Source organism: Rathayibacter sp. CAU 1779 (assembly GCF_054551755.1).
This window is the reverse complement of the sequence record NZ_JBTOLK010000001.1, coordinates 1389373-1414891: the sequence shown is the minus strand read 5'-3', so window position 1 is coordinate 1414891 and position 25519 is coordinate 1389373. Positions and strand designations below refer to the sequence as shown.

The window sequence follows — 25519 nt, the reverse complement described above, 5'->3', positions numbered from 1 at the left end:
GTTGTCGAAGCGGAGAGGGCCCGCGCGCTAGGTCGTGGCGCGCGGACCGACCGGGTCAGAAGTGGATGTCGGCGATTCCGGAGAGGAAGCTGTCCGACACGACATCGACGTTGGCGTCGACGTCGGTCGTGGTCGAGTCGTGCTGGTCCTCGTTGAACGACCCCGAGGTGTCGACCGTGTTCGACAACGAGTTGCCGACGTCGTCGAGGTGCACGTGAGTCGAGGAATCCGTGTACTGCGAGTCATCGGTGTACTGGTTGAACGAACCGACGTTCGTGTCGACCGTTGTCGTGTCGCCGAGGTTCACGTCGCCGAAGACCGAGCCGATGTGCTCCGAGTTGTCGACGTCCTCGTGGATGTGCACGTCGTCGCCCGCCGCGATCGAGTTCGCGCCGGATCCGATCACCGACGTCGGGCTCGAGTAGACGAAGGAGCCGCCGAACAGGCCACCCGAGTGGACGTCCTCGTTGATCGACTGGTCGACCACCGTGCTCGACCCGCCGCCGGACCCGCCTTCACCGCCGGCGCCGCCGAGGTTGTACGTGCGGTCGCCGACATCGACCGCGTGGTTGTCCGTGCTGCTGAAGGTGTAGTTGTTGTTCGAGTCGAGTGCCGTGTTGGATTCGGACGAGTTGTTCGAGTCATGCTGCGAGCTGTCGGTCGAGCTGTCCGTGTTGCCGGAGAACCACGCATCGGCACTGGTGTTGCCCGAGTCGAGGTTGCCCGAGTCGGTGATCCCGACGATCGCGTTGGTGTTCGCCGTCGAGTTGTTCGTGGTGTTGTACGAGTCGCGAACCCGCGAGTTCAGCGAGTCGTCGAAGTTGAGAACCATGAGAATGACCCAATCCCGGAGCGAACGCCCCGACGTTCCTGCGTTGTGATTTCACGGTACGAGCGGCGAATCGCCTGCGCATCGGGGAAGACTCCGGGTTTCTGCGGCCGCCGTGGAGGGGATTGCGGAGGGTACCCCCCTCCCCGTTAGGGGCGAAGCCGGGACCCGCACATAGGCTGGGTGGGTGCGTGAACATCCGTCGGTCATCCTGAAGCACAGCGGCCTGCGCGCGGTGATCGAGCCGGATCGCTGGGTGCCCGGCTCGTTCCAGCTCGTGGTGGACGGCACGCCGCAGTCGCACGTGGACGTCGACGATCCCACCCGCCTGTTCTTCGAGTACGTGCAGCGCATGGGCAACGTGATCGACCTGCTCGGGGATCCGGGCGAGCCGATCACCGCCGTTCATCTCGGCGCAGGGGCCATGACGCTGCCCAGGTACATCGCGGCGACGCGTCCGGGATCCCGCCAGCAGGTGATCGAGCTGGAGAGCGAGCTCGTCGACCTCGTTCGGACGGAGCTTCCGCTGCCGAAGTCGGCGCAGATCCGGGTGCGGCACGGGGATGCCCGCGAGGTGGTCCGCAAGCTGCCGGCGGGGCTGCGCGGCACGGTCGACCTGCTCATCGTCGACATCTTCAGCGGCGCCCGCACCCCGGCGCACGTCACGAGCGTCGAGTTCTACCGAGAGGCCGTCTCACTGCTGAAGCCCGACGGCGTCGTCCTCGTGAACGTGGCCGACGGCCCGCCTTTGTCCTTCGCGCGCGGCCAGGCGGCGACACTCTCCTCCGTTGTCGAGCACGTCGCAGCCCTCGCGGAGACCCAGGTGCTGAAGGGCAAGCGGTTCGGCAACATCGTGCTCGTCGGATCGAACGCCGCACTCCCGCTCGACTGGCTGCCTCGGCTGCTGGCGAGCGGCCCGCATCCGGCCAAGGCCGTCGCGGGCGAGGAGCTGTCGCAGTTCGCAGCGGGAGCGGCCGTCGTCACCGACGACACGGCCGTCGCGTCGCCGCTCCCCGGGCGGAGCGTGTTCCAGCTGCGCGGGTGAGTTCGCTCGAGGGTGACCTCTATCGCGCCATGTGCGCACTCTTGCGCCAGCGAGAGCGGCGCAAGAGTGCGCACATGGCGCAGTTGCGGGGCCTTACTCTTCGCACTCAGCGCGCGTGGCGGAACCGCACTCGCTGGCCGGGGCGGAGCTGCGCGAAGAGGTCGAGGTCGGCATCCGTCACGACCGCGATCACCGGGTACCCACCCGTCACCGGGCCGTCGGCCAGCAGCACGGTCGGCTCGCCCGACGGTGGCACCTGGATGCATCCGGGCACCATCGCCTCGCTCGGAAGCTCGGCAGGCAGCGCCGGATCCGGCGAACGCCCGAGCGTGATGCCGTCCGGCGAGCGCAGTCGCATGCCGACCCGGTTCGAGGCCTGTGTCACCTCCCACTCGGCGTCGTAGAAGTCCGCGACGGATTCCGATGCGAACCAGTCCTCACGCGGACCGGCGACCACGTGCACGTCCACCTCGTCGTCGGGCGGCGACGCCACCGTGAGCGCGTCCACGGCCGGGATCGCGCCGGCGAGAGCATCTCCGAGCGTGAGCACATCTCCCCCGGCCAAGGGAGCCGGGCCGACGCCCGCTCCGATGTCCGTCGCCGCGGATCCGAGCTCCAGCAGGGCTGCGATCCCGCCGCGCAGGGCGACCGAGTACCGCAGACCGTGCTCGGCCGGGCCGAGCCGCAGCTCGTCGCCCGCGGCCGCGTGCACCGCGGCATCCGGTTCGATCGGATGTCCGCCCAACCGAAGCGCACCCCTCGCGCCCGTCACGGCGAACCACGTCGGCTGCTCGAACCGCAGTCCGGCCCCGACGACCACCTCGAGTCCGGCAGCACCCTCGAGGTTGCCCACGAGCCTGTTGCCCAGTCGCAGCGCGGCCCGATCGAGCGCGCCCGACCTTCCGGCGCCGACGGATGCGAATCCCGGCCGTCCGAGATCCTGCACGAGCAGCTGCATGCCGGGGTCGACGACGGTCACTGACGCGGGTGTTCCCGAGCGGTTCGGGGCGCCCGCGAGCACAGCGGAGGCCTTCTCTGTTGAATCGTCCGCCGCGGGGACGTCCGCTGCAGGGACATCCGACCCGGCGACATCCGACCCGGCGACATCCGACCCGGCGACATCCGATCCAGGATCATCGACGGCAGAGTCAGCCGGGGCAGGGTCATCCGCTGTCGACACGGAGGCCGACGTGCAGGCGTCCACGGCGCGGAACCGCACCAGCGTGCCGTGCTCCAGGAGCGCGGGACGGGAGTCGCGGGGGCGCCAGAGCGGAGCGTCCGTGCGGCCGATGAGCTGCCATCCGCCCGGACCTTCACGCGGATACGCGCCGCTGAACTCTCCGGCGAGCGCGACGGATCCGGCGGGAACCCGCGTGCGCGGGCTGTCACGGCGCGGCACCTCGAACCAGTCGTCGTCCGCGACGAGATAGCCGAAACCGGGCGCGAAGCCGCCGAAGGCCACCCGCCACGTGATGCCGGTGTGCCGGCGCACCAGGTCGTCGACGCTCACGTGCAGCAGTGCTGCGAGGTCGGCGAGGTCCTCGCCGTCGTAGACGACGTCGAGCACGAGCTGTTCGTCGGAACCGCCTGCTGCCTGCGCCCGATCACCGGGATCCGCGTCCCCGAGCACGAGGTCGCGTCGCGTGTGCTCCAGCCACGTGCGTGCTGCGTCGAGCGAGAGTCGCGAGGTATCCACGAGAACAGCGACGGTGCGCGCGGCGGGCACCAGGTCGTCCACGCCCTGCGGACGGGTCTTCCGCAGCGCATCATGCAGGGTGAGCACGGAGTCGAGATCCGGAAGGTCGACGATCAGCGCGCGGTCTCCGAGCGCGCGGGTCGTTCTAGCAGCCGCATCCTGCCCGGGACTCACGCGAACGCCCCGATCCGGATGCCCGCCTCGCCGAGCGCCTCCCGCACCGCGACGGCCATCGCGACGGCATCCGGGCTGTCCCCGTGCACGCACAGCGACGAGGCGTCGATCGGGATGGCCTCCCCGTCGATCGTCTGCACGACGCCGTCGGATGCCATCCGCACCGCACGCTCCGCGATCCCGTCGTCCAGGGACAGGACGGCGCCCGCACGTCCGCGCGGCACGAGCGTGCCGTCAGCGAGGTACGCCCGGTCGATGAATGCCTCGCGTACGAACGGCACGCCGCGGTTCGAGCAGGCCTGCTCGATGGCGCTGCCCGGCAGGCCGAGCACGGCGAGGTTCGCGGGGAAGGATGCCACGGCATCCGCAACGGCGGCTGCCTGCTGCGCGTCGTCGACGATGCGGTTGTAGAGAGCGCCGTGCGGCTTGACGTAGCGCACCTCGGTGCCCACGGATGACGCCACTCCGGCCAGTGCACTCAGCTGGTAGAGCACGTCGGCGTGCAGGTCGGCGGGCGCCACGTCGATGAAACGGCGGCCGAATCCGGCGAGGTCACGGTAGGCCACGTGCGCGCCGATCACGACGCCGCGGTCGCGGGCGGCACGGCACGTCGCGAGCATGGTGGCCGGATCACCGGCGTGGAATCCGCACGCCACGTTCGCGCTGGAGACCACGTCGAGCATGGCCGTGTCGTCGCCCATGGACCAGGCGCCGAATGATTCCCCGAGGTCGCAGTTGAGGTCGATCGCGCGCATCCCTCTTATTCTGCGCGTCGCCCGGCGTGTTGTGTGCAGGGACGCCTGGGGGTTGCGGTGTCACGTGATGCCGCGAGGATTCGGCGCGACGGGTTGCCCTGCCACGAGGATTCCGCGCACAGTGGATCAAGCGGGCGAGGACGCCGAGGAGGCGCAGCATGCAGACCGGGCGACAACCGAGAGGGACGACATCCGACCCGTCCGCGCACGGCGGACCGGCGCGCGAGCGCCCGGTGCAGAGCCGCTCGGCGCGCGAGCGCCCGGAGCGCAGTGTCCTGGCCCGTGGCCCACTGAACTTCGGAGCACGGTTCTCGGGAGCGCGAACATCTGGAGCGCTGGTCTCCGGAACACTGGCCTGCGTCCTGCTCTCCGGGGCGTTGACGGGATGCACCGGAGCGCGCAACGCGCCCGGTCCGGCCTCGCCGCCCGTCTCGGCCACCGCGCCGCCGTCGGGATCGGCGGAGCCCGTCGTGCCCATCGGGACGCCGCGGACGCTGCTCGACGACCTGCATGCCCCGTGGTCCGTCGTCCTGCTCCACGACGGCTCGGCGCTGATCGACGACCGAGACTCGGGAAAGGTCATCGAGCGCACCACCGACGGCACGACCCATCCGGTCGGCACCGTACCCGGGGTGGTGCACTCGGGCGAGGGCGGCCTGCTCGGCCTCGCTGTGGAGGCGGGGGCATCCGCTCGGTTCCTGTACGCCTACCTCACGACGGCGAACGACAATCGCGTGGTGCGGATGCCGATGGCCGGCCGAGCGGGTCACCGCACGCTGGGCGCCCCGCAGCCGCTCGTGACGGGCATCCCCAAGGGCACGTTCCACAACGGCGGACGCCTCGCGTTCGGACCCGACGGGATGCTGTACATCACGACGGGCGACGGCACGCAGACGTCCAATGCGCAGAACCTGAGGTCGCTGGGGGGCAAGATCCTGCGAATCACGCCGACCGGCGGCATCCCGGCGGACAACCCGTTCCCCGGATCCCCCGTCTACTCGTACGGGCACCGCAACCCGCAGGGGCTCGCGTGGGACTCGTCCGGCCGCCTCTGGGCCAGCGAGTTCGGCCAGGACACTTGGGACGAGCTGAACATCATCACGCCGGGATCCGACTACGGATGGCCCATCGTCGAGGGCATCGCGCACGACAAGCGCTTCGTCGACCCCGTGTACCAGTGGCACACCGACGAGGCGAGTCCCAGTGGGATCGCGATCATCGACGACACGATCTTCATGGCGTCGCTGCGGGGCGAACGGCTGTGGGTCATCGATCCGGCACGCGACGGACGGCCCGTCACGGCGAAGGCCTACTACAGCGGCAAGTTCGGACGCCTTCGACTCGCGCTCGCCGCCGGCGGTGACCGGCTGTGGCTGGTGACCAACAACACGGACGGCCGCGGCACTCCCGCCTCCGGTGACGACCGCATCCTCGAGGTGCGCGTCGGTCCCGCTTCGTGAGGTCTCACCCTGCGGTCACAGGGGGCGATCATGCCGGCCGATGCGCAGTCATCCCGCGTTGCCGAGGCGCCCGTCAGCCGCGTTGATTAACCTCGAAGGGTGGCCGAACTGGTACGGGTCCGCCGATGGGCGGAGGCGCTCATCGCGATGCATCTCGACGCGGATGCCTGGACCTTCGGCTTCGACAACGCCAAGACCCGCGGCGGGCAGTGCAATCACTCGGCGAAACGGATCACCGTGTCGAAGTACCTGGCCGTGCGTTTCGACGACGACGAGATCCATCAGGTGCTGCTGCACGAGGTGGCGCACGCGATGGCCGGCCCGGCTGCCGGGCACGGGCCGACCTGGCGGGCGATCGCCCGCGACCTGGGATACGTCGGCAACCGCACGCTCGACAAGCCCGTCGCCGAGGACCTCGCACCCTGGGTCGGCACCTGCCCGCGCGGCCACCTGCACTACCGATACCGCAAACCGACGCGAACACTGTCGTGCGCCAAGTGTTCGCGCCGGTTCTCGCGGGAGTTCCTGATCGTGTGGGAGCGCCGCACGGTGCGGTAACGCCCGTCACCGCTGGTTAAGCTCAACCGGCGACGGGGGCGAGCCCGAGCGCCGCGAGAGCGGAGGCGAATCCCTCTCCGGACACCGAGTCGCCCGCCCAGGCGATCACGCCGTCCGGCCGCACCAGCGTGAACGGGGCGGGTGTGGCATCCGTCGCGAAGGTGCGGATGCCGCGGTCGGCGAGACCCGCCGGCACTGCCGCGCCCTGGCGATGAGCCAGAACGACGGCGCCGTCCGACTCGACGTCGAAGAGCGTGCCGCCGTCGGCATCCGCTCCCGTCCAGTCGTTCGAGTACGTTCCGACCGGGCCGCCGTCCTTCGCGTAGCTGACGACCTCGCCCGCGACGATGCGGGCCATCTCCGTCGCGCCGTCCGGCGTGCCCATGAGCCGCTCCACGAGGCGCGCGGCTGCCCGCGAGCGCTCATCCGTGCGCATGAGCCCGAGTTGGGCGCGGCTCCACTCGATGATGCGCTCCGCCTCCGGCCGGCGCTCGCTCTCGTAGTCGTCGAACACGCTGACGGGAAGCCTGCCGGCGACGACGCCGGCCAGACGCCAACCGAGCGCTGTGGCATCCAGCATTCCGAGGGAGAGACCCTGGCCACCGAACGGCGGGTGCACGTGTGCGGCATCGCCCGCCAGCAGCACGCGGCCCTTGCGGTAGTGGTCTGCGACGCGCGTGTTGTCGGTGAACCGGGTGGCGCTGATCACACCGGTCACCGTCGCCTCCACCCCGGTCACACGGCGGATGGCGCCGGTGAGGTCCTCGGCAGTGATCTCTGCCGAGCGATCGGCGGGTGCACCGTCGAACTCGGCGGTCAGGATGAGGTTGTTCGGCATGCGGCGGAAGACGCCGATGGGCGTCATGTGCCATCCGACCGGGATGGCGTCCAGCCCTTCACCCGTGACAAGCATCTGGTGACCCGTCATGATGCCGTCCAGTCCGTCGAAGCCGAAGCCGGCGCTCTTGCGTACGATGCTGCGCCCGCCGTCCGTGCCGACGACCCATGCGGCGTCGACGTCGCCCGCGTCGGTCACGACGCGCACGCGGTCGGCGCTCTGCACGACGCCGAGCACCTCGACACCCCGTCGCACCTCGACTCCGCGCTCGGCCAGCCGCGCTCCGATGCGCTCCTGCACCTGCTGCTGGCTGATCATGGCGGGTGCCGTCGACCGGGTCAGCTGGTCGAAGTGCACGGCATCGGTCGGGATGACCATGCCTGCGACGTGTCCGATGAAGAACGGCTTGCCCTGTGGTGCAGCAGGGGCACCGGCGGGCGCCGCCCCCGCAACGCGGTCCGCGACCTTCGCACCGCCGGGGCCGAACATGCCGGGGCCGAAGTCGGAGCCGCGACGCCGCAGCGTGTCGGCGGCCGGACCGTTGAGCGAGCCCGCCTTGATGGTCGGGTCGATTGCCGTGGCGCGCTCCAGCACGAGAGGCTGCACACCGGCGAGCGAGAGTTCCAGGGCGAGCATGAGGCCGACCGGTCCGCCGCCCACGATGATCACGTCGTTCATGATGTTCCGCCTTCGTTTCGAGATGATCTTGATTTATGTTCACCCTATTTTTAGGTTCGACCCAATCTTGATAGACTGCCGGGCATGCCGTCAAGTGCCAGTTCCGGGGAATCCGCAGCACAGACATCCGCAATCCCGACCGCCGTCTCGCCCTCCACCGCCGAAGCGGAAGCGCTCGCCGGGACGGACTCGACGCCAGGGACGTCGGCGAAGCAGCGCCGTCGCACGCGCATCTCGGACGCCGCAACGTTGCTCTTCCGGCAGCGCGGGTTCGACGCGGTCTCGATCGCGGACATCGCCGAGGCCTCCGGCGTGTCGAAGATGACTGTCACGAACCACTTCGCGCTGAAGGAAGACCTGATCTTCGACGAGTTCGACGATGAGGTGCAGCGGATCCGCGACGCCATCGCCGGTACCGGTGCCGGTGCCGGTGCCGGTGCCGGTGCCGAGAGCATCGCCGCCGTCGTGGATGCCGTCGAGCGCTACTGCGAGCGGCGCGAACGGGAGGGCGGCACCGCCAGAGCCCTGGCACTGGAGGATCACCCGGATGCCTGGCTCGGGTTCGCACGGATCGTGCTGTCCAGCCGCGCCCTCACCCAGCGGTTCCACGCCCACTACGTCGAGCTGCGGGATGCCATCGCGTCGGCACTGCCCGCTTCTGTCTCCCCCGCCGACGCGACGACGGCGGCGTGGCTGCTCGCCGAGACCGTGCACCTCGTCGACTGGTGGCCGTTCGAGGCCGTCGACCGCGGGCTCGACGTTCCTCAGATCAGGAGGAATCGCATCCGGATACGCAGGCACGCCTTCGATGCGCTCCGCAACGGGCTCGTCCACTGAGCTCGACCGACCGAACTCAGCTGCCTGAACTCAGCCGCCTGAACTCAGCCGCCTCAACTCAGCCGCCTCAACTCAGCCGCCTCAGCGCTACGGGCCGGCACGGAGGTTCGGCATCTCGCCGGCACCGCTCGAGGTGGAACGGTAACCGCCGCGCTCGGTTACAGTAGCGTGCGGCACGCACACACGCCCGGATCCCGGGCAGAACCACGAGGCGGGATCAGGGCATGGACACGCACGCGACGCACACCACCGAGAGCACCGCTCCGCACGGCGCCGTTCCCGTGGACAGGGTTCACGTCGAGACAGTTCTCGTCGACGCTCTTCACGTCGGCACGGCACACGAGGAGGTCGCTCCCGAACGCCTCGGAGAGACCGGCCAGTGGTTCCACTCGGCCGAGGGACAGCGCTGGTGGTTCGATTCCGGATGCCTGTGCCTCGACTTCGCCTACACCGGCGGCATGTCGCCCGCCGGCGACGGCGACCGCATCCCGAACGAGCCGTGGGAGCGGCTGCGCACCCCGGCGGACCTCTCGGCGTGGCTGCACGATCGTTTCCCCGCGATCGACTCCCGCTGCGCCGAGCACGAGCTGCGTGATGCGCTCACGCTGCGCGACGCGATCGCGAATCTGGCCTACGCGGCGTTGAACGGGCATCCGTCGATCGCACGCGACGTGGACATCGTCAACCTCTACGCCTCGACGCCCGACCTCCCGCCAACGCTCGCCGGAGGCAGCCGTCAGGCCGGCCGCACCCGCTCGCGGGCCACGCAGGCACTGTCGGCCATCGCACGCGACGCGGTCGCCGTGTTCGGGTCGGATGCCCGCGACCGCCTCCGCGAGTGCGGCGCTGACGACTGCTCCCTCGTCTACCTCGACGTCTCACGCAGCCGCAACCGCCGCTGGTGCTCGATGCAGCGCTGCGGCAACCGCGCGAAGGTGCGGGCGCACCGCGCGCGGCGCGCCGCAGCCGAGGCATAGCGACCTCACGGCTCGAATCGCCAGCGACGCGTCGCCGTCCGCGTCACCTGCCGATGGCATCCTTGCCGGTATGACGAGCGTCGGCGCGATCTTCAGTCCGTATCCCCATCCGCCAGAGGCCCTGCGCGATGCCGCGATCGCCGCGGAACGCGCCGGGCTGGACGAGCTGTGGCTGTGGGAGGACTGCTTCCGGCATGCGGCGTTCGCTGCGGCATCCGCTGCTCTCGCCGTCACGTCGACGCTGAAGGTCGGAATCGGCATCGCGCCGATGCCGCTGCGCAACGTGGCAGCCACCGCGATGGAGATCGCGACGATCGCGCGGATGTTCCCCGGCCGCCTCCTCCCCGGCGTCGGGCACGGGGTGCAGTCGTGGATGGCGCAGGTGGATGCGCGCCCCGCGTCGCCGCTCACCCTGATGCGCGAGTACGCACCCGCGCTGCGGGCTCTGCTCGCTGGCGAGAGCGTGACGACCACGGGACGCTACGTGACCCTGGACGCGGTGCGTCTCGACTGGCCGCCGGCCGACGTTCCGCTCGTGTACGCGGCCGCGGAGGGTCCCAAAACGCTGCTGGCGTGCGGCGCCGTCGCCGACGGCGTGGTGTTGAACAGCCTGCTCACGGTCGAGGAGGCGGGACGCGGCGTCGCTGCCGTGAGCGCGGGACGCGCGGAGGCCGGTCGGGCGGGCGAGCACGACGTCGTCGCCTATGTGGTGGCCGCATTCGGATCCGACGGTCTCGAGCGCGCCCGGTCGGTATGGACCGGGGAGGTGCCCGGCGACGCCGACGAGCGCATCCTGGGCGGCAGCGTCGAGGAGGTCGCGGCGGGCGTCCGCCGGTTCGCGGAGGCCGGCGTCGACCACGTCGTGCTGCTCCCGCCGGGCGACGAGCCCGATCTGGCCGCCTACTTCTCGGCGGTCGGGGAGGTGCGGCGACGCGTCGGATGATCCGCCTCGACAGGCTGGGGCCCGTGTCGGTCCGCACCCCGTCAGTCCGCCGGGGTCGTTCCCCGCGTGCCGCCGACCGCAACGACCACCAGGTCGACGAGCGCGGCGAACTGCGCGTCCCGGTCGCCGAAGATCTCCGCGCCCACTTCGACCGTGAGCGGATGCTCCTCAGCGCCAACGCGCTCCGCTCGCGCCTGCAGGTCGTACTGCTGGCGATCATCCGCCTGGGCCACTGCCTGCTCCTCGATGCAGAAGCCGACGACGAAGCTGTTCGCGAGGGCGAAGGCGCGCGCCGTGTCCCGCACCGAGAACCCCTGCGCCAGCCACCGCTGCAGGCCGGATTCCTGCGCACCGAGGATGCCCGGGTCCGTGAGGTAGGTGCCGCTGAACGCCTTGGCGCCGTCGCGGTGCCGCAGCAGCGCGGAGCGCAGCACGTCGCAGAAGCGTCGCAGCTCGGCGTCCCAGGGGGTTCCGTCCGCGACATCGGCGAGCTCCTCGCCGACGCCTCGCCACACCTCGGTCGCCACCTCGTCGAACAGCGCGGCCTTGTCGCGCACGTGCCAGTACAGCGCGGGAGCCTTCACGTCGAGCTTCGCGGCCAGCGCGCGAACGGTGAGACCCTCCAGACCGACCTCGTCGAGAAGCTCGAGCGTCGCTGACACGATGGCATCCCTCGACAGACCCTTCGGCATGGAACCGCCCCTCCTCGCACGTCACGTCACGGCCCGTGGATCGATACGACATCCACGAACGAGCCGTTGACACTTTAACAATGTTAAGGCACGATCGTCTTTAACAACGTTAAGGAGCACATCGTGAAGGCAGCAATCATCGAATCCGCGGGCAGCGCACCGGTCTACGGCGACTTCGCCGAGCCGGAGACGAGCGACGGACGCGAGCTGGTCTCTCTGGTCGCGGCGGGCATCCACCCCGTCGTGCGGGCGCTCGCCACCGGGAGCCACTACGGCTCGCACGGTCTCTGGCCCGCCATCCCCGGCGTCGACGCGGTGGCACGCACGAAGGACGACACGCTCATCTACACGGGCTTCGTCGCCGCGCCGTACGGCACGCTCGCCGAGCAGATGGCGGTCCCGGCCGCACTCCGACTGCCGCTGCCCGCCGAAGCCGACCCTGTGCAGGTCGCCGCCGGCATGAACCCGGGGCTGTCCTCCTGGATGCCGCTGAACGCCCGCCGTGACGAGACCGGATCCCTCGGCACCGTGCTGGTGCTCGGAGCGACGGGCACCGCAGGGATCCTCGCCGTGCAGAACGCGTTCGCGCTCGGCGCGACCAGGGTCATCGGCGCGGGCCGCGACCCGGAGCGCCTCGCCGTTGCCGCCGGGCACGGTGCGGAGACCCTGCGGCTCAGCGGTGACCGGGCGGCGGATGCCGCTGCCATCCGTTCCGCTCTCGGCGAGGGCAGCCCGTCCATCGTGCTGGACTTCGTGTGGGGCGAGCCGGCGGAGGCGACCTTCGACGCGCTGCTGCGGCACACCCTGGACGAGGACGATGGCGACATCGCCTACGTCGAGATCGGCTCGCTGGCCGGGGCGGAGGCATCCGTTCCCGCCGCCCTGCTGCGGAGCACACGCATCCGGCTGAGCGGATCCGGTGCTGGCAGCGGATCGATGGCGGAGCTCATGCGGCAGCTGCCCGTCTATCTCGACCTGATCGCGAACGGGACCGTTCGCGTGCCGACGTCGGCCTATCCGCTCAGCCGGATCGAGGAGGCATGGACCGCCGCTTCGGATGCGGGAACCCGCGCCGTCGTCGTGCCAGGCTGATGCGTGCACCGCGCGGATGCACATCCTGCGGCCGGGGCCTCCGTTGCGCCTTCACCGGTGACCGGCACCGCCTCAAGGACGCAAGACGCTCCACGTCGCGGCGGCGTGTACGCCGCGACCAACGCCACCACGCATCGCGCCAACAGCGGTGCGCCGGGCGGGGCGCGCTGGAGCTGAAAGCGGAGGCCATTTCTGGCCTCCGCCGCGACGCCAGCGCTGGCGGCTGTCTCGGCCGCCAGTCCCGGCGCAGCTCAGACGACCTCGACCTCTTTCCAGAAGGCGACGTAGTTGCTGAAGTCCTTGCCCACCCGGTCGAACGCGGTCGGATACGGCGTCGGATAGCTCCACGCCCGATCCTGAAGACGCTGTCCGCCGGCGTTCACGGTGAAGTACTGGCATTCGCCCTTCCACGGACACGTGTACGGCGTGGGGCTCTTCTCGAGCAGCTCGGTCTTCACGCTCGACGGCGGAAAGTACCAGTTGCCCTCGATCTTGATGAGGTCCTCGACCGGAGCCTCGGCGATCACGGTGTCGTTCACTACAGCTTTCACAGTGGGCCATCCCTTCCATGCTCAGGCTGCCACTGAGGACGCCAACCCGCTGGGCGGGGATGCCATTCCCTCCGGCCGCGGTGCGTCTCGCGACCGACACGCAGTGTCCTAGGCTGTCCACGCCCGCACTTCCACAGCGCACGTCGGGTGGAGCGGATGACGCTCCCTGAAGCTCTCATCCTCTGGGGACACATGATCGACGATGACCGGCCCGGTGACCCGCAGCACGTTGACGCGCAGCAACCGATGCCGCAACCGTATCCGGGGGCTCGGCAGCCCGGGACCCGGCAGGATCCGCAGCTGCAGCCGTATCCGGGTCCCACAGCGTCTCCCGGTGGATCGAAGCTGCGGCGCAGGCGCGTCGGCCTCCTCGTCGGACTCATCGGCGGTGGAGTGGCGCTGCTCGCCGTGATCGTGCTCGGGGCCGTGTGGTTCGCGTCCGAGACCGCATCGCACACCCCGCAGGCGGCGGCTCGCCCCTACCTCGACGCCCTCGTCAAGGGCGACGTGAAGAAGGCGGTCGCGCTGGGAAGCATCGACACGCACAGTCCGCTCGTCACCGACGCCGTCTACGCGAAGACGCAGGACCGCATCACCGGATACACGATCGCCAAGGGCAGCACCGGGGACTCGGCTGCGAGCGTCGAGGTGACCTACACGCAGGACGGCAACCGGCACACGGATACCCTGCTGCTCACCAAGAGCGGCACCGACCTGCTCTTCTTCCCGCACTGGACGCTGAAGCCCATCACGCTTCCGCACATCGCCGTCTCTCTGGCTGCACCTGATGGGGCCGCCCTCCGCGTGAACGGCACGGCGATCTCCGGGGTCGGCGGACGGTCCACAAATCTGGACGTGCTTCCGGGCACCTATGCCGTGACGCTCGCCGACAACCCGGCGTACCAGGCGATGTCGAAGCAGCTGCCGGTGACGACGCTGGGCGATGAGTCGAGCAGCACGCCGGCCGGCACGGCGAACATCGCGGCGACGCTCACGGATGCCGGCGTCGCGTCCGCGTCGGCCGCAGTGAAGGCGTGGGTCGCCGCGTGCATCGCGCAGCAGTCCATCCAGCCGGACGGATGCAGCTTCGGCCTCATCGACGACTATCCGGACGTCACTCTCACCAACCAGCACTGGACCCTGGTCGACTCCCCCGCCTTCGACATCGGCGACTGGGATGGCACCGGCTGGACGGTCACGACGACAGCGGCCGGATCCGCGACGTTCAGCGCCGACGCCTCGACGTCCGACGGACGCTACGGCACGTTGACGTCGCAGGATCCCGTCGCCGTGCAGGTGGCGGGCCACATCACCGGATTCGACGCGAACGGCACCGCGACCTTCGTCTCGATCGACTGGTCGGGCAAGGAAACTCTGCCCACGGCGTGAGCTGATGTCGCGTCCGTCTCCGAGCAGTGGACGGGTGGTGTTTCGCACAGGAGAATGGCCCCTGAAGGAGGGCCGAACGGCCCGTTGTCGGCGGTGATCGCCGGTGCCATAGTCATGGTCAGCAACTCAACGAGGAGGATCCCCTGACCATCGCTCCCGCCGACTCGTCGGCATCGCTCGAACCCGAACCAGCCCCCACCGAAAGCACCGACACCGACAGCACCATCAGCGAACCCGACCCGACGGCAGCCCCAGCTGGAACGACCCCCTCCGAACCCGAGCCCACCGAAACCGGCCCCACCGAAACCGGCCCCACCGAGACCAACTCCGCCGAACCGGCCGTCGCGACGTCCGCCGCCGCAGGATCCGCCTCGCCCGCCCCAGCACGCCGACGACGCCGCTGGCGGATACTCGGCTGGACCCTGATCCCGCTCGGATCCCTCGCCATCATCGGCGCCTTCGCGCTCGGCGTCAGCTGGACCGTCGGCCAGACCTTCGAGCACGACGCGCGCATCCCCGTGCGCAGCTACCTCGAGGCGCTCCGGGTGGGCAACGTCGACGACGCGCTGCAGGCATCCGGATACACCGCGAAGCGCACCGACGTGCTCCTCGACTTCAACGCCTACGACGACGCGAAGAACACGCTCACGCACTACGCCATCTCGCCGCCGCAGCGCAAGGGATCCACAGCCACGGTCGTCGCGCACCTGACGTTCGGGTCGAAGAGGACGACCCAGACCTTCCAGCTGCGCACGAGCGGCAACGACTTCCTGTTCTTCCCGCGATGGCGGCTCGTGCCCTTCTCGCCCGGCGAGGTGACCGTGCAGCTGAACGGTCCGAGGGATGCCAGCATCTATGCAGACGGATCGCGGGACATCACCGCGCGCGGCCTGGTGCATCTCAGGGCATTGCCCGGCACGTACATGATCGGGCTCTCGGGGACGGATCCGGTCTACGCGGCCGATCTGCTCACCGGTCAGTACTATCCGGGGATGAAGGCGGCGAAGACGCCGAAGCTCACCGTGTGGCTCACGGACCAGGCCAACGCGACGGCTCTGTCCGCGGTGAACTCGTGGCTGGCATCCTGCCTGGCCTCCGGATCCTCGAAGCCGACCGGATGCGTGTACGGGCAGCAGGATCTGCACCCCAGCGGCGGCACCCTCACGAATCAGACCTGGACCCTCGACAAGGCGCCAACGTTCGAGGTCGGCCCCTGGGACGGCACCGGATTCCCGGTCGTGACGACGTCTCCCGGCGCCGTCGCCTTCCGGTCCACGATCACGCTCCCCGATGGACGAAGCGGGACGTACGGCTCCATCTCGGACGGCGCCGTGGTGCTGGCCGGCTATATCACGCAGATCGACGCCAAAGGGGCGACCTACCAGGAGCTCGACCTCACGGGGAGCGGATCCACGCCCCAGACGTGACGAAGGGGGTCCCTGCGGGGCGGATCACTGCATCGAGGCGATCCGCTCCGCGGCGGCATCCACGTAGACGCCGTCGACGAGCACGGGAACGGTGGTCGAGACATCCGTCTGGAAGGCCACCTCGATGTCCTCGCGCTGGTCGTCCTTGAGCAGCTCGCCGCCGCTCACCGAGGCGGTGAACATGTGCCGGATGCCACGCGCGAGCCCCGTGTAGGCAGCGCACGCAGCAGCAGCCTCCGGCGAGCAGGCGTCGATGCCGAGCTTGCCGAGCGCGTCGATGACGGCACCGGCGGCGAGCATGTCCTCAACGGCGAAGCGGACCGTCTCATCGGTGCGCGTCTCACCCGCCGCCACGACGGACACCATCGCGCGGCGGCCGATGCGCTGCTGGTAGTCGAAGATCCACTGCGCGACGGCGGTGCGGTTGCGCAGCGTCGCGGCCACGACCGGCACCCCGTAGGTCGCGGCGAGCGCCGTGAGGCGGGATCCGTTCAGCGATGGAACGACCGCACGGGCTGCACCGAAGGCCGCAACGTTGTCCGCCGTCATGCTGGACGGCGACAGCGATACGCCAGGGTCTCCACGTCGGCCGGCGAGGCGGGCGTCGCCGAACGCGCCCGCGACATCCGCCTGCTCCGCCTCGTGCCGGAGGCCGGCGTACGGCTGCACCTCGAGACCCAGAGCCACACCCATCTCGACGGTCGTCGTGAACGAGATGGCGTCGATGACGACGATGACGCCCGCACCGTGCGCGATGCCGCGCAGTCCCTCGCGACCCCAGTCGAATCGCACTTCGTACGGCTGCTGGGTGGGGTCATCGGGATGCAGGGGTGTCTTCACTCGGAAATCGTATCGGGGCCTGTGCCGCGTTCTCTGTCGTGTGTTCCGTCATCAGGTGATGAGCCGGGCAGAGCGCATATCGCACTCCAGACACCCGTACACCTGAAGACGGAACGCGACGCGGACCTGGTTGTCGGGAACACCGCCGCAAGCCAGCGGCAGAGCGAACGGTCTCAACGAGAGGCCGGGCGCACCAGGGTGAGCCGCTGCGTCGGCCTGGTCATGGCCACGTAGAGAGCGGATGCCCCGCGCGGCGACTCCGCGACGACGGCGTCCGGATCCGCGATCACCACCGCGTCGAACTCCAGGCCCTTCGCGTCGTGTGCGGTGAGCACCACGATCGGTTTCACCAGGCCGGATGCTCCGCGACCCGCATCGGCGCCGAAACGGGATGCGACGGCATCCGCCACGGAGTCCATGAGCGCCGTCGGCGCGATCACCGCCAGGGCTCCTGAGTCGTCCACGCCTCTGTCGTACGCGGCGGCTTCGACGACCGCGGACGCCAGGTCCGACGTTCCGGACGCGACCTCCCGCACCGGCCAGTCACCCTCGCGTACCGCGCGCGCCGGCGTGATCGGGAGTCCGCTCGCTCGCGCGAACTCCTCGGCCGGGCGGGCGATCTGCGCCGGCGTTCGGTAGTTGACGGTGAGCTCCTCGAGACGCCAGTGGTTCCTGAAGAGGGGACCGACGGCATCCGCCCAGCTGCGTCCGCCGTGCGCCGATGACGACTGCGCGATGTCGCCAACGATCGTGAACGACTTCATCGGACACCGCCGCACCAGCAGCCTCCACTGCATGGGGCTCAGCTCCTGCGCCTCGTCCACCACGACGTGCCCGTAGACCCAGGTGCGATCGGATGCCGCCCGCTCGGCCGTCGTGAGCCCGTCGCCGTGCGCTTCGGCCTGCTCCACCAACTGCTCGGCGGTCACGAAGGACTCGGCACCGGCATCCGCGATCGCCGCCTTCGCCACGCGCAGATCCCGCTTGCGCTGCTCCTTCGCCGCCTGACGTGTTGCCTGATCCCTGACGTCCGGCGCCTCCCCGAGCACCTCCGCGGCCTCGTCGAGCAGCGGGATGTCGCTCACCGTGAGGGCGGCGTCCCGCGACCGGTGCAGCAGTGCGCGCTTCTCCTCGCTCCACGTCGGCGTCAGCTCGGCGAGCCACTGCGGCCGTGCGTACAGATCGCCGAGGAGCTTCTGCGGTGTGAGCGGCAGCCACGCCGTATTGAGCAGAACGCGCGCGTCGTAGCTGGTGCGCACGTCTTCGCGCAGCACGGCGAGGTCCTCCTCGTCGAGCGTCTGGCCGCGGCCCCTCAGCTGCTCCGCGAGCTGGGCGGTGAGTGCCGTGAGCGCGTTCTTCACGAACGTGATCCGCGCCACGTTGTGCGGCTTGCCTGTGCGCTGGGCGCGCCGCACGGCATCCGCGATGAGTGCAGGCTCGACGACGATCCGCTCGTTGTCCACCTCGATGACGGATGCCTCCGCCGGCACCTTCTGCCTGGCCTCGACGGCACGGTGCAGCAGGTTCACCATCTGCTTGGAGCCCTTGAGCTGCGCGACCGCAGGTGTGTCATCCGTGTCCGCGCTCACGCCAGGGAACAGCTCGCCGAGACTCTGCATCACCACGCCGGTTTCGCCGAGGGCGGGCAGCACCTCCTCGATGTAGGTGAGGAACGCGCGCGTCGGCCCCACGACGAGCACGCCGGATGCCTGCAGCTTCTGCCGGTGCGCGTACAGCAGGTAGGCGGCGCGGTGCAGCGCCACCGCCGTCTTGCCTGTTCCGGGGCCGCCCTGCACGACCAGCGCATCGCGCAGTTCGGAGCGGATGATTCTGTCCTGCTCCGACTGGATCGTCGCCACGATGTCGTTCATGCGACCCGTTCGCTGGGCCATCAGCGCCGCCATCAGCGCCGCATCGCCCGACACTTCGTCCGGACGGGTGCCCGCCTCGGCGAAGAGCGAGGCGTCGAACACCTCGTCGTCCACGCGCAGCACGTTCCTGTCACGCATGGTCAATCGGCGCCTGGCGGCGACGCCGAGCGGGTTGGCGGCCGTCGCCTGGTAGAAGGCGCTCGCCTGCGGGGCGCGCCAGTCGAGCAGCACCGTGTGCTCGTCGTCGTCGCGGAGCCCGATCCGTCCCACGTAGCGCAGCAGCGGATCCCGCAGTGGATCCTCGCCGCCGGCAGCACCTCCGCCGGTTGAGCTCGGCCCGCCCTGAGCGTGTCCAAGGGTCGAAGCCGCCCGCCGGTCATCGGTTTCGAGCTGGAGCCGTCCGAACACGAGTCGTGGCTCGACCTCGCGCAGCTGCAGGATGCGGTCCTCGTAGAGACGGGCGTATGCATCCCGCTCCCCGCGCGCCTGGTGCGTGCCTCCCGCGGTCTGACGTCGTACGGCGGCCAGCCGCTGCACCGTGTCCTCCCGGAGGGAATCGAGTCTGCCGTACAGCTCCGCGACGACGTCACGTTCGCGGTCGAGCTCCGATTCGTGCACGCATCCCCCCGGTTCGAAGTCAGGACAGTCAAGTTTAGTCGGCCGTCACCGACACCGGAGGTCGCCCTGCGGTCGCGCCATTTCCGCGCGACCCGGTCCGGCTTGTCCGGCGCAAGAGTGCGCAAATGGCGCAGCAACACGAGGGACTCCTCCCGTGGATTCGGAGCAAACACGTCCCGCCTGTTATCCTGGAGATTCTTGCGGTCCCATCGATGGGCACCGCCTGCGTCGTCAGAGCGCATCACCGCGCGACCCGGTCCGGCTTGTCCGACCGTCGCGAAAGATTCCTTCTCACGGCGAACGGATGCGCCTTCCCGGCGCCTTCGCCATGTTCCAGCATCAGCGCTGCAGGCTCGCCTGCGCCGCAACACCACAGCACAACCGCGCTGAAGCACCATCCCAGCCGCACCCGACCCGCGGCTGCCTGCCTGAAAGGCACCCCCATGACTTCCTTCTCCGATCTCGGAGTTCCCGCCCCCCTCGTCGCCGCGCTCACGCGCGAAGGCAAGACCGAGGCGTTCCCGATCCAGGCCGACACGCTTCCCGACACGCTCGCCGGACGCGACGTGCTGGGCCGCGGCAAGACCGGATCCGGCAAGACCATCGCTTTCGCGCTGCCGATCGCGGCGCGCCTCGGCACCACGCTGGCCGGCGGAAAGCGCCGTGCCGGGCATCCGCTCGCCCTGGTGCTCGCACCCACACGTGAGCTCGCGTCGCAGATCGCCGCCACCTTCGAGCCGCTCGCCGCGGCCTACAACCTGACGACGACGACCGTGTTCGGCGGCGTCAATCAGAAGCGCCAGGTTGATGCGCTGAAGGCCGGTGTCGACATCCTCGTCGCCTGCCCCGGGCGCCTCGAAGACCTCATGAAGCAGGGATTCGTCTCCCTCGACGCCGTCGAGATCACCGTGCTCGACGAGGCCGACCACATGGCCGACCTTGGCTTCCTGCCGGTCGTCACGCGCATCCTCGACAAGACGCCCGGCTCCGGTCAGCGCCTGCTGTTCTCGGCGACGCTGGACAACGGCGTCGACAAGCTCGTGAAGCGCTTCCTGCACTCTCCCGTGATGCACTCCGTCGACGACGAGACCAGTCACGTCGACCGCATGACGCATCACGTGTTCGAGGTCGCCGACCTCGATGCGAAGAGCGACCTCATTCAGACGCTCGCCTCGGGCAAGGGGCGCAGCATCCTGTTCATGCGCACCAAGCACCACGCCAAGCGCCTTGCCAAGAAGCTGACCGACTCGGGCATTCCCGCCGTCGACCTGCACGGCAACCTGTCGCAGCCGCAGCGCGATCGCAACCTCGCCGCGTTCGGCGACGGCAGCGTGCGCGTCATGGTGGCGACGGATGTCGCTGCCCGCGGCGTGCACATCGACGACGTCGAGCTCGTGGTGCACGTCGACCCGCCCATGGAGCACAAGGCGTACCTGCACCGCTCCGGCCGTACGGCACGTGCCGGCGCCACCGGTGATGTCGTGACCATCTCGCTGCCCTCCCAGAAGGCGGATCTCCGCCAGATTCTGCGCAAGGCGGCGATCTCCGTCACGCCGGTCGCGGTGACCGCGAACTCGCGCGAGGTGACCGAGCTCGTCGGTGAGGTCGCCCCCTACGTGAAGCCGGCACCGAAGGTGCAGCAGGGCGGCGGACGCGGCAACGCTCCGAAGAACCCCAGGCAGCAGGGCGCAAGGCAGGCGGGCACAGAGCAGGCGGAGCGCCGCACGGATGGTTCCGGCGGCGGCCGTCGCGGAGGCCGCTCGCGCGGCAACGGCGGCCAGGCGCAGCAGTCCGGCGGCCGCGGATCCCAGCGCCAGGGCGCCAGGGGCGCGAACACGCAGGGATCGAGCACGCGGAGCGCCGACTCGCAGAGCCAGAACAGGCAGAACTCGAACACGCAAGGCACCACGTCGCAGGGGACCGGCGCGCGGGGCGGAGCCCGCCACGGACAGAACGCAAGCGGTCGCGGCGGCGCTCGCGCGGGCATCCGGGTCGGCGACGTCGTGCGCCCGAACTCCGGAACCTCTCGCGGCCACGGCTCGCGCCGAGCGCAGGGCTGACGGCCGCGCGGCGTCCTGTGCTGAAATCGAGCCGTGACGCAGCTATCGACGGAAGACCTCGACCGGCGCCTCACCGCGCCTGGTGGATGGCCGGCGTGGGCAACGATGGCACCCTATCGCCACGCGGCGCATCCGCAGGCTGCGGATGCGCCCCCCTTGGCATTGGGCGCCAACTGCCAGCGGTACGCCTACGCGGTCTTGGCACTCTTCGACCGACACGTCGCCCCACATCGCTCGAGCGAACTGTGGGAGGATCCGACGTTCCCGCACCGCGATCGCGACGAGGCTCAGGATCTGGATCTGGTGCTGTTCAGCGACTCGAATGCAGCGTGGGGTGCTCATGTTGCCGTCATCATCGGCGACGAGCTCCTGCACCTGTGCGCCGAAGAGGGACGGCCTGCGATCTGGTCCTGGGAAGACTTCGCTGCCAGGAGCCGATACGAGCACATCGTCGGGGTCGTCACCGTGCCGCCCGTCGCAGAGTGGTGACGGCGGACGTGACCTCCCTCGACTCTCCGGTGCGCGCCCGCTACGTTGAAGTGCCTTCGCCTCTGAGTCTTGGAACCGCCAGCGAGAAGACGCGCGGGTTCCTTGTCGTCGACGAATACCGACGGCAGTCCGCGTTCGGCGCGCACCCGGTGGACGATCTCCTGGATCACTGCGATCTTGCCCGCGTTGTGGGCATTTGTACTAGCCTGCTGATACATATTCGGGAGGCGTCGTGGCTGAGCTGGTCGTTCCCTGGTTGGTGAGTCTGATCAGTTGCGTCTGCGTCGCGGCCGTAGTCGACCGAGCACGCCGACGGGCTCTCCTCCGCGGAGACGAAGCCGTATCGACGTCGAGCCCCGAGGCGAAGTCAGTGGCTTCTGTCGTGCACGACACGCAACGGCTCATGGTGTGGGCAGGCCTGGCCGGTCTCGCGGTCGCGGTCCTGGCTGCCGTCGGCCTGAGCATCGCCGGCATCGGGCCGACTGGTCTGTTCCGATGGTCCACGAGCGGATTCACGCCGCTGCCGCCGGCGTCGGGCGCCCTACTGGTGTTCGCACCGTTGGCCGGAGCCGCGGTGATCGCGATCGTCGTGGCAGTGCGTCCGGCCGCGCGGTGGAGTGCAGTGTCGAACAGACGAGAGGCCGAGCTCCTCACCGAGCAGGCGCACGCGCTACCGAGACAGCTGGTCGGATTCGCGGTTGCCGCGCTCGCACTGTTGACTCTGACCGTGTCGGTCGGCATGGCCGTGCAGGACTCCGTCTCCGGCGGCCCAACGATACTGACCGTCACACGTGCAGGAAACTCGGATGCGATCGCCTATCCCGGTCCCGGGTATGTCTTCGCCGTCGTCATCGCGGTGCTGGGTGTTGCCGGCGCGATCGTCGCGGCCGTCCTGCGGGTGAGAGCAGCGCCCGGACCGGGGATCCACGACGTGGCCGGAGTCGACCGAGCCGTGCGGTCATGGCAGACCGGAGTGATCGTTCTGACCGGAAGCGTGGCGATGATCCTCGGCGTCGGAATCATGTCCTGGACCGTCGGCAGCAGCTACGCCGCGCTCTCGCGATTCCCGGTCGTCGGCGACTGCCGCTCGACCGGACCGAACGGCTCGATGTGTCGCGAGGTCGGCGTCCACTACGCGCAGCCCGCATTCGCCATCGGTGTGACCGAGGTCGTCTTCGGAGTCGTTCTGGTGGCTGTCTCCCTCACCATCGTGCTGGTCATCGCCCGGCGCATCCGCCGCGGGATTCCCCTCACTGTGGTCTCTCCGACGGATCCGGTCACCACGTGATCAGCATCGATGACTCGGACCCCGTCCCCGTGTTCGAACAGGTCAGGACGCAGATCGCGGCGCAGATCCTCACCGGGATCCTCCACGTCGACCAGAAGCTGCCGACTGTGCGGCAACTCGCTCGCGACCTCCGCATCGCCCCTGGAACCGTCGCCCGCGCATACCAGCTCCTCGAGAGTGAAGGACTCGTCACCACCGCACGTCGCGCCGGAACACGAGTGAGCATCGACGCGGACCAATATCCCGACGTCCTCGACTCCGCGCTCGACTACGCCGACACGGCACAAGCCCGCGGACTCACACTGGAGCAAGCCATCTTCGCGCTGGATGCGGCCTGGAACCCGGATCCCGAACGCCGCCGGAAACCGGAACACGACGCCCGATGAGGCGAAAGCACGCGGTGAGCGATTCTTCCGCGCGCCACCGCCAGCTCCACGCTGAGTGCAGCCCGCACGGGCGGGTCGTGAACGAGCATTCACTCTCACCGCCCGCCCCAGCGACCAGTGCGCATACGGAGTCCTGATCCGGAAGGGTGGCCACCCATCCCGTGTCGGATATGGTCGGTGCTCATGGATTGGCGTGAGGATCGGATGGGCTCAGCCGCGCGCGTCGAGAATCCCACCGTGCTGGCCGAACTGAAGAGCGGGTATGCCGTCATCGGAGATGTGCAGTTCCTGCCCGGGTACTGCGTGCTCCTCGGCAAGGATCCCCATGCCAAGGCGCTGTCGGAGATGCCGCGTACGGAACGAGTGCAGTTCCTCGCCGACGTCGACCTTCTGGCGACGGCGGTGGAGCGCGCGTGCCGTGAAGCCGATCCGGCGTTCCGACGGGTGAACATCGACATTCTCGGCAACGCCGACGCCTTCGTGCACGCGCACGTCTGGCCGCGCTACGACTGGGAGCCCGCCGACCTGGTCCGGCGACCGGTCTGGCTCTACGACCTCGCCAACTGGAGCAACGCACCGACACGACTCGGCGAGCAGCACGAACCGCTCCGGCGCAGCGTCACCGCCCACCTGCACGATCTCTCCGCGTCCGATCCGGTCACTGTCCTCTCCCACCTCTGACCAACGCCGCAATGCGGTCGGGAGCATGGCCCGCTCCTTGCCCCTCCACTCCCACCATCGGCGGCGAAGCCAACCCACGTCTCGGCACAGAGCGGGGGTGGGGAGGCTCACTCACGGCAATCGGGGTGCAGAGCCCCGGTTCTTACCCCTCCACTCCCACCACCGATGGCGAGCCAACCCAGCGGAACAGAGTGGGGGTGGGGAGGCATCCTCAAGGCAATCGGGGTAAAGGGGCCCCCAGTTCTTGCCCCATCTCTTCCTCCCCAACACCGGTGGCGCACCCACCCGGTCAGCGGAACAGAGCGGGGGTGGGGAGGCATCCCTCAGGCAATCGGGGTGCAGGGGCCCCCGTTCTTGCCTGAGGGATGCCTCCCCATCCCCGCGTCACCCAGATACCTAGCTAGCGAGAACCCTGCGCCCGCTCCGCCACCGGCTGCCACTCCTCCCATTCGGCGATCCGCGACGCGTAGTCGTTCTTCGCCGTGGTGAGCGGGCTGGTGCCGAAGAACACGCGCAGCGGCGGCTTGTCTGCGTCGACGACTTGGAGGAGCGCTGCGGCAGACGCCTCAGCGCTGCCCGGCTCGGCATTCCGGCTCGCGCGCGCCGCCGCGACCTGCTCGTGAACCTCGTCGTATCCGGGCAACGGCACGGAGTGCTTGGACGATGATCCGGACCAGTCGGTGTCGAACGCTGCGGGCTCCACGAGCGTGACGTGAACGCCGAACGGCGCAACTTCCTGCGCAAGTGCCTGGCTGAATCCCTCGAGCGCCCACTTGGAGGCGTTGTAGATGCCGACGAGCGGGAATGCACTGATGCCGCCGATGGACGACACCTGGACGATGTGTCCGCTGCCCTGCGCCCGCAGGATCGGCAGCGCCGCCTGCGTGATCCACAGCGCGCCGAAGACGTTGGTCTCCAGCTGGGCGCGTGCTTCGTCTTCGGTGACTTCCTCGACGAATCCGAAGTGTCCGTATCCGGCGTTGTTCACGACGACGTCGAGGCGTCCGAAGCGCTCGTGCGCCTGGGCGACGGCGGCGAAGTCGGCGGCGCGATCCGTGACATCCAGCTGGATGGGCAGCACCCGGTCGCCGTACTTCTGCACCAGGGCGTCGAGCGAGGAAGCGTCTCGCGCGGTCGCCGCGACGCGGTCGCCGCGCTCCAGCGCCGCCTCCGCCCAGGCACGACCGAAGCCGCGCGAGGTTCCCGTGATGAACCAGACCTTGGGTGTGATCGTTTCAACCATGGGTCACAGGGTAGGGCCACGCTTCTGACCTTGCTGTCGTGTTGCCCACGTGGTCGTCTGTCATGTTCCCCACGTGGTCGTCCGGCCGTCGCCGAATCGTGC

Annotated in this window: 23 protein-coding genes; 14 read left to right on the top strand and 9 right to left on the bottom strand. The window is 69.5% G+C overall.

Annotation, left to right across the window (positions count from 1 at the left end; genetic code table 11):
* Nucleotides 1–55: 55 nt before the first annotated feature.
* Entirely contained in the window at nucleotides 56–832 is a 777-nt protein-coding gene (locus ACX9R5_RS06440) for a hypothetical protein (RefSeq protein WP_459408173.1), read from the bottom strand.
* A 184-nt stretch (nucleotides 833–1016) separates the two neighbouring features.
* On the opposite strand from ACX9R5_RS06440, the gene ACX9R5_RS06435 reads away from it, so the two are divergent.
* Nucleotides 1017–1874, top strand: a complete 858-nt coding sequence (locus ACX9R5_RS06435) for a spermidine synthase (protein WP_459408172.1) — start codon at nucleotides 1017–1019, stop codon at nucleotides 1872–1874.
* A 106-nt stretch (nucleotides 1875–1980) separates the two neighbouring features.
* On the opposite strand, the gene ACX9R5_RS06430 is transcribed toward ACX9R5_RS06435, so the two are convergent.
* Complete coding sequence (locus ACX9R5_RS06430) at nucleotides 1981–3744, bottom strand: 5-oxoprolinase subunit B/C family protein (RefSeq protein ID WP_459408171.1); 1764 nt, start codon at nucleotides 3742–3744, stop codon at nucleotides 1981–1983.
* Nucleotides 3741–4499 (bottom strand): LamB/YcsF family protein, encoded by a 759-nt coding sequence (locus ACX9R5_RS06425; RefSeq protein WP_459408170.1) that lies wholly within the window; start codon nucleotides 4497–4499, stop codon nucleotides 3741–3743. The genes ACX9R5_RS06430 and ACX9R5_RS06425 overlap by 4 nt, the downstream gene beginning before the upstream one ends.
* A gap of 470 nt (nucleotides 4500–4969) precedes the next feature.
* On the opposite strand from ACX9R5_RS06425, the gene ACX9R5_RS06420 reads away from it, so the two are divergent.
* Both ACX9R5_RS06420 and ACX9R5_RS06415 read left to right on the top strand, forming a co-directional pair.
* On the top strand, nucleotides 4970–5959 hold the full coding sequence (locus ACX9R5_RS06420; protein WP_459408169.1) for a PQQ-dependent sugar dehydrogenase: 990 nt from the start codon (nucleotides 4970–4972) through the stop codon (nucleotides 5957–5959).
* Nucleotides 5960–6058: 99 nt separating this feature from the next.
* Nucleotides 6059–6517 carry a SprT-like domain-containing protein gene (locus tag ACX9R5_RS06415; protein ID WP_459408168.1) on the top strand — a complete coding sequence of 153 codons (459 nt, stop codon included), beginning with the start codon at nucleotides 6059–6061 and terminating at the stop codon, nucleotides 6515–6517.
* A gap of 22 nt (nucleotides 6518–6539) precedes the next feature.
* Here the strand turns inward: ACX9R5_RS06415 and ACX9R5_RS06410 are convergent, their stop codons facing one another.
* Nucleotides 6540–8033, bottom strand: a complete 1494-nt coding sequence (locus tag ACX9R5_RS06410) for an FAD-dependent monooxygenase (protein WP_459408167.1) — start codon at nucleotides 8031–8033, stop codon at nucleotides 6540–6542.
* Between the two features lie 84 nt (nucleotides 8034–8117).
* Between ACX9R5_RS06410 and ACX9R5_RS06405 the strand changes: the two genes are divergently transcribed.
* The 3 genes from ACX9R5_RS06405 (at nucleotide 8118) to ACX9R5_RS06395 (ending at nucleotide 10790) form a co-directional block, all read left to right on the top strand.
* Nucleotides 8118–8870 carry a TetR/AcrR family transcriptional regulator gene (locus tag ACX9R5_RS06405; protein WP_459408166.1) on the top strand — a complete coding sequence of 251 codons (753 nt, stop codon included), beginning with the start codon at nucleotides 8118–8120 and terminating at the stop codon, nucleotides 8868–8870.
* Between the two features lie 224 nt (nucleotides 8871–9094).
* Complete coding sequence (locus tag ACX9R5_RS06400; RefSeq protein WP_459408165.1) at nucleotides 9095–9847, top strand: CGNR zinc finger domain-containing protein; 753 nt, start codon at nucleotides 9095–9097, stop codon at nucleotides 9845–9847.
* Between the two features lie 70 nt (nucleotides 9848–9917).
* A complete protein-coding gene (locus ACX9R5_RS06395; RefSeq protein ID WP_459408164.1) occupies nucleotides 9918–10790 on the top strand; it encodes an LLM class flavin-dependent oxidoreductase in 873 nt (290 codons plus the stop codon).
* Nucleotides 10791–10831: 41 nt separating this feature from the next.
* On the opposite strand, the gene ACX9R5_RS06390 is transcribed toward ACX9R5_RS06395, so the two are convergent.
* Entirely contained in the window at nucleotides 10832–11482 is a 651-nt protein-coding gene (locus ACX9R5_RS06390; protein WP_459408163.1) for a TetR/AcrR family transcriptional regulator C-terminal domain-containing protein, read from the bottom strand.
* A gap of 123 nt (nucleotides 11483–11605) precedes the next feature.
* Between ACX9R5_RS06390 and ACX9R5_RS06385 the strand changes: the two genes are divergently transcribed.
* A complete protein-coding gene (locus ACX9R5_RS06385) occupies nucleotides 11606–12574 on the top strand; it encodes a zinc-binding dehydrogenase (protein WP_459408162.1) in 969 nt (322 codons plus the stop codon).
* A 251-nt stretch (nucleotides 12575–12825) separates the two neighbouring features.
* On the opposite strand, the gene ACX9R5_RS06380 is transcribed toward ACX9R5_RS06385, so the two are convergent.
* Complete coding sequence (locus ACX9R5_RS06380) at nucleotides 12826–13125, bottom strand: DUF427 domain-containing protein (protein ID WP_459408161.1); 300 nt, start codon at nucleotides 13123–13125, stop codon at nucleotides 12826–12828.
* 156 nt (nucleotides 13126–13281) lie between these two features.
* On the opposite strand from ACX9R5_RS06380, the gene ACX9R5_RS06375 reads away from it, so the two are divergent.
* Both ACX9R5_RS06375 and ACX9R5_RS06370 read left to right on the top strand, forming a co-directional pair.
* Nucleotides 13282–14514: a hypothetical protein gene (locus tag ACX9R5_RS06375; RefSeq protein WP_459408160.1), complete on the top strand. Its 1233-nt coding sequence runs from the start codon at nucleotides 13282–13284 to the stop codon at nucleotides 14512–14514.
* A gap of 518 nt (nucleotides 14515–15032) precedes the next feature.
* A complete protein-coding gene (locus ACX9R5_RS06370; protein WP_459408159.1) occupies nucleotides 15033–15941 on the top strand; it encodes a hypothetical protein in 909 nt (302 codons plus the stop codon).
* A 24-nt stretch (nucleotides 15942–15965) separates the two neighbouring features.
* On the opposite strand, the gene ACX9R5_RS06365 is transcribed toward ACX9R5_RS06370, so the two are convergent.
* Both ACX9R5_RS06365 and ACX9R5_RS06360 read right to left on the bottom strand, forming a co-directional pair.
* Nucleotides 15966–16781 carry a 2-phosphosulfolactate phosphatase gene (locus ACX9R5_RS06365; protein WP_459408158.1) on the bottom strand — a complete coding sequence of 272 codons (816 nt, stop codon included), beginning with the start codon at nucleotides 16779–16781 and terminating at the stop codon, nucleotides 15966–15968.
* 173 nt (nucleotides 16782–16954) lie between these two features.
* Nucleotides 16955–19270, bottom strand: a complete 2316-nt coding sequence (locus ACX9R5_RS06360) for a HelD family protein (RefSeq protein WP_459408157.1) — start codon at nucleotides 19268–19270, stop codon at nucleotides 16955–16957.
* Between the two features lie 443 nt (nucleotides 19271–19713).
* On the opposite strand from ACX9R5_RS06360, the gene ACX9R5_RS06355 reads away from it, so the two are divergent.
* The 5 genes from ACX9R5_RS06355 to ACX9R5_RS06335 all read left to right on the top strand — a co-directional run bounded on the left by ACX9R5_RS06355 (nucleotide 19714) and on the right by ACX9R5_RS06335 (nucleotide 24174).
* On the top strand, nucleotides 19714–21330 hold the full coding sequence (locus ACX9R5_RS06355; RefSeq protein WP_459408156.1) for a DEAD/DEAH box helicase: 1617 nt from the start codon (nucleotides 19714–19716) through the stop codon (nucleotides 21328–21330).
* 33 nt (nucleotides 21331–21363) lie between these two features.
* The gene (locus ACX9R5_RS06350; RefSeq protein ID WP_459408155.1) at nucleotides 21364–21819 is read left to right on the top strand and encodes a hydrolase; all 456 of its coding nucleotides are present in this window, start codon (nucleotides 21364–21366) and stop codon (nucleotides 21817–21819) included.
* Nucleotides 21820–22189: 370 nt separating this feature from the next.
* A complete protein-coding gene (locus ACX9R5_RS06345) occupies nucleotides 22190–23107 on the top strand; it encodes a hypothetical protein (protein WP_459408154.1) in 918 nt (305 codons plus the stop codon).
* Complete coding sequence (locus ACX9R5_RS06340) at nucleotides 23104–23493, top strand: GntR family transcriptional regulator (RefSeq protein WP_459408153.1); 390 nt, start codon at nucleotides 23104–23106, stop codon at nucleotides 23491–23493. The genes ACX9R5_RS06345 and ACX9R5_RS06340 overlap by 4 nt, the downstream gene beginning before the upstream one ends.
* Nucleotides 23494–23697: 204 nt before the next feature.
* Complete coding sequence (locus tag ACX9R5_RS06335; protein WP_459408152.1) at nucleotides 23698–24174, top strand: HIT family protein; 477 nt, start codon at nucleotides 23698–23700, stop codon at nucleotides 24172–24174.
* A 400-nt stretch (nucleotides 24175–24574) separates the two neighbouring features.
* Here the strand turns inward: ACX9R5_RS06335 and ACX9R5_RS06330 are convergent, their stop codons facing one another.
* Nucleotides 24575–25417, bottom strand: a complete 843-nt coding sequence (locus tag ACX9R5_RS06330) for an SDR family oxidoreductase (RefSeq protein ID WP_459408151.1) — start codon at nucleotides 25415–25417, stop codon at nucleotides 24575–24577.
* Nucleotides 25418–25519: the final 102 nt, after the last annotated feature.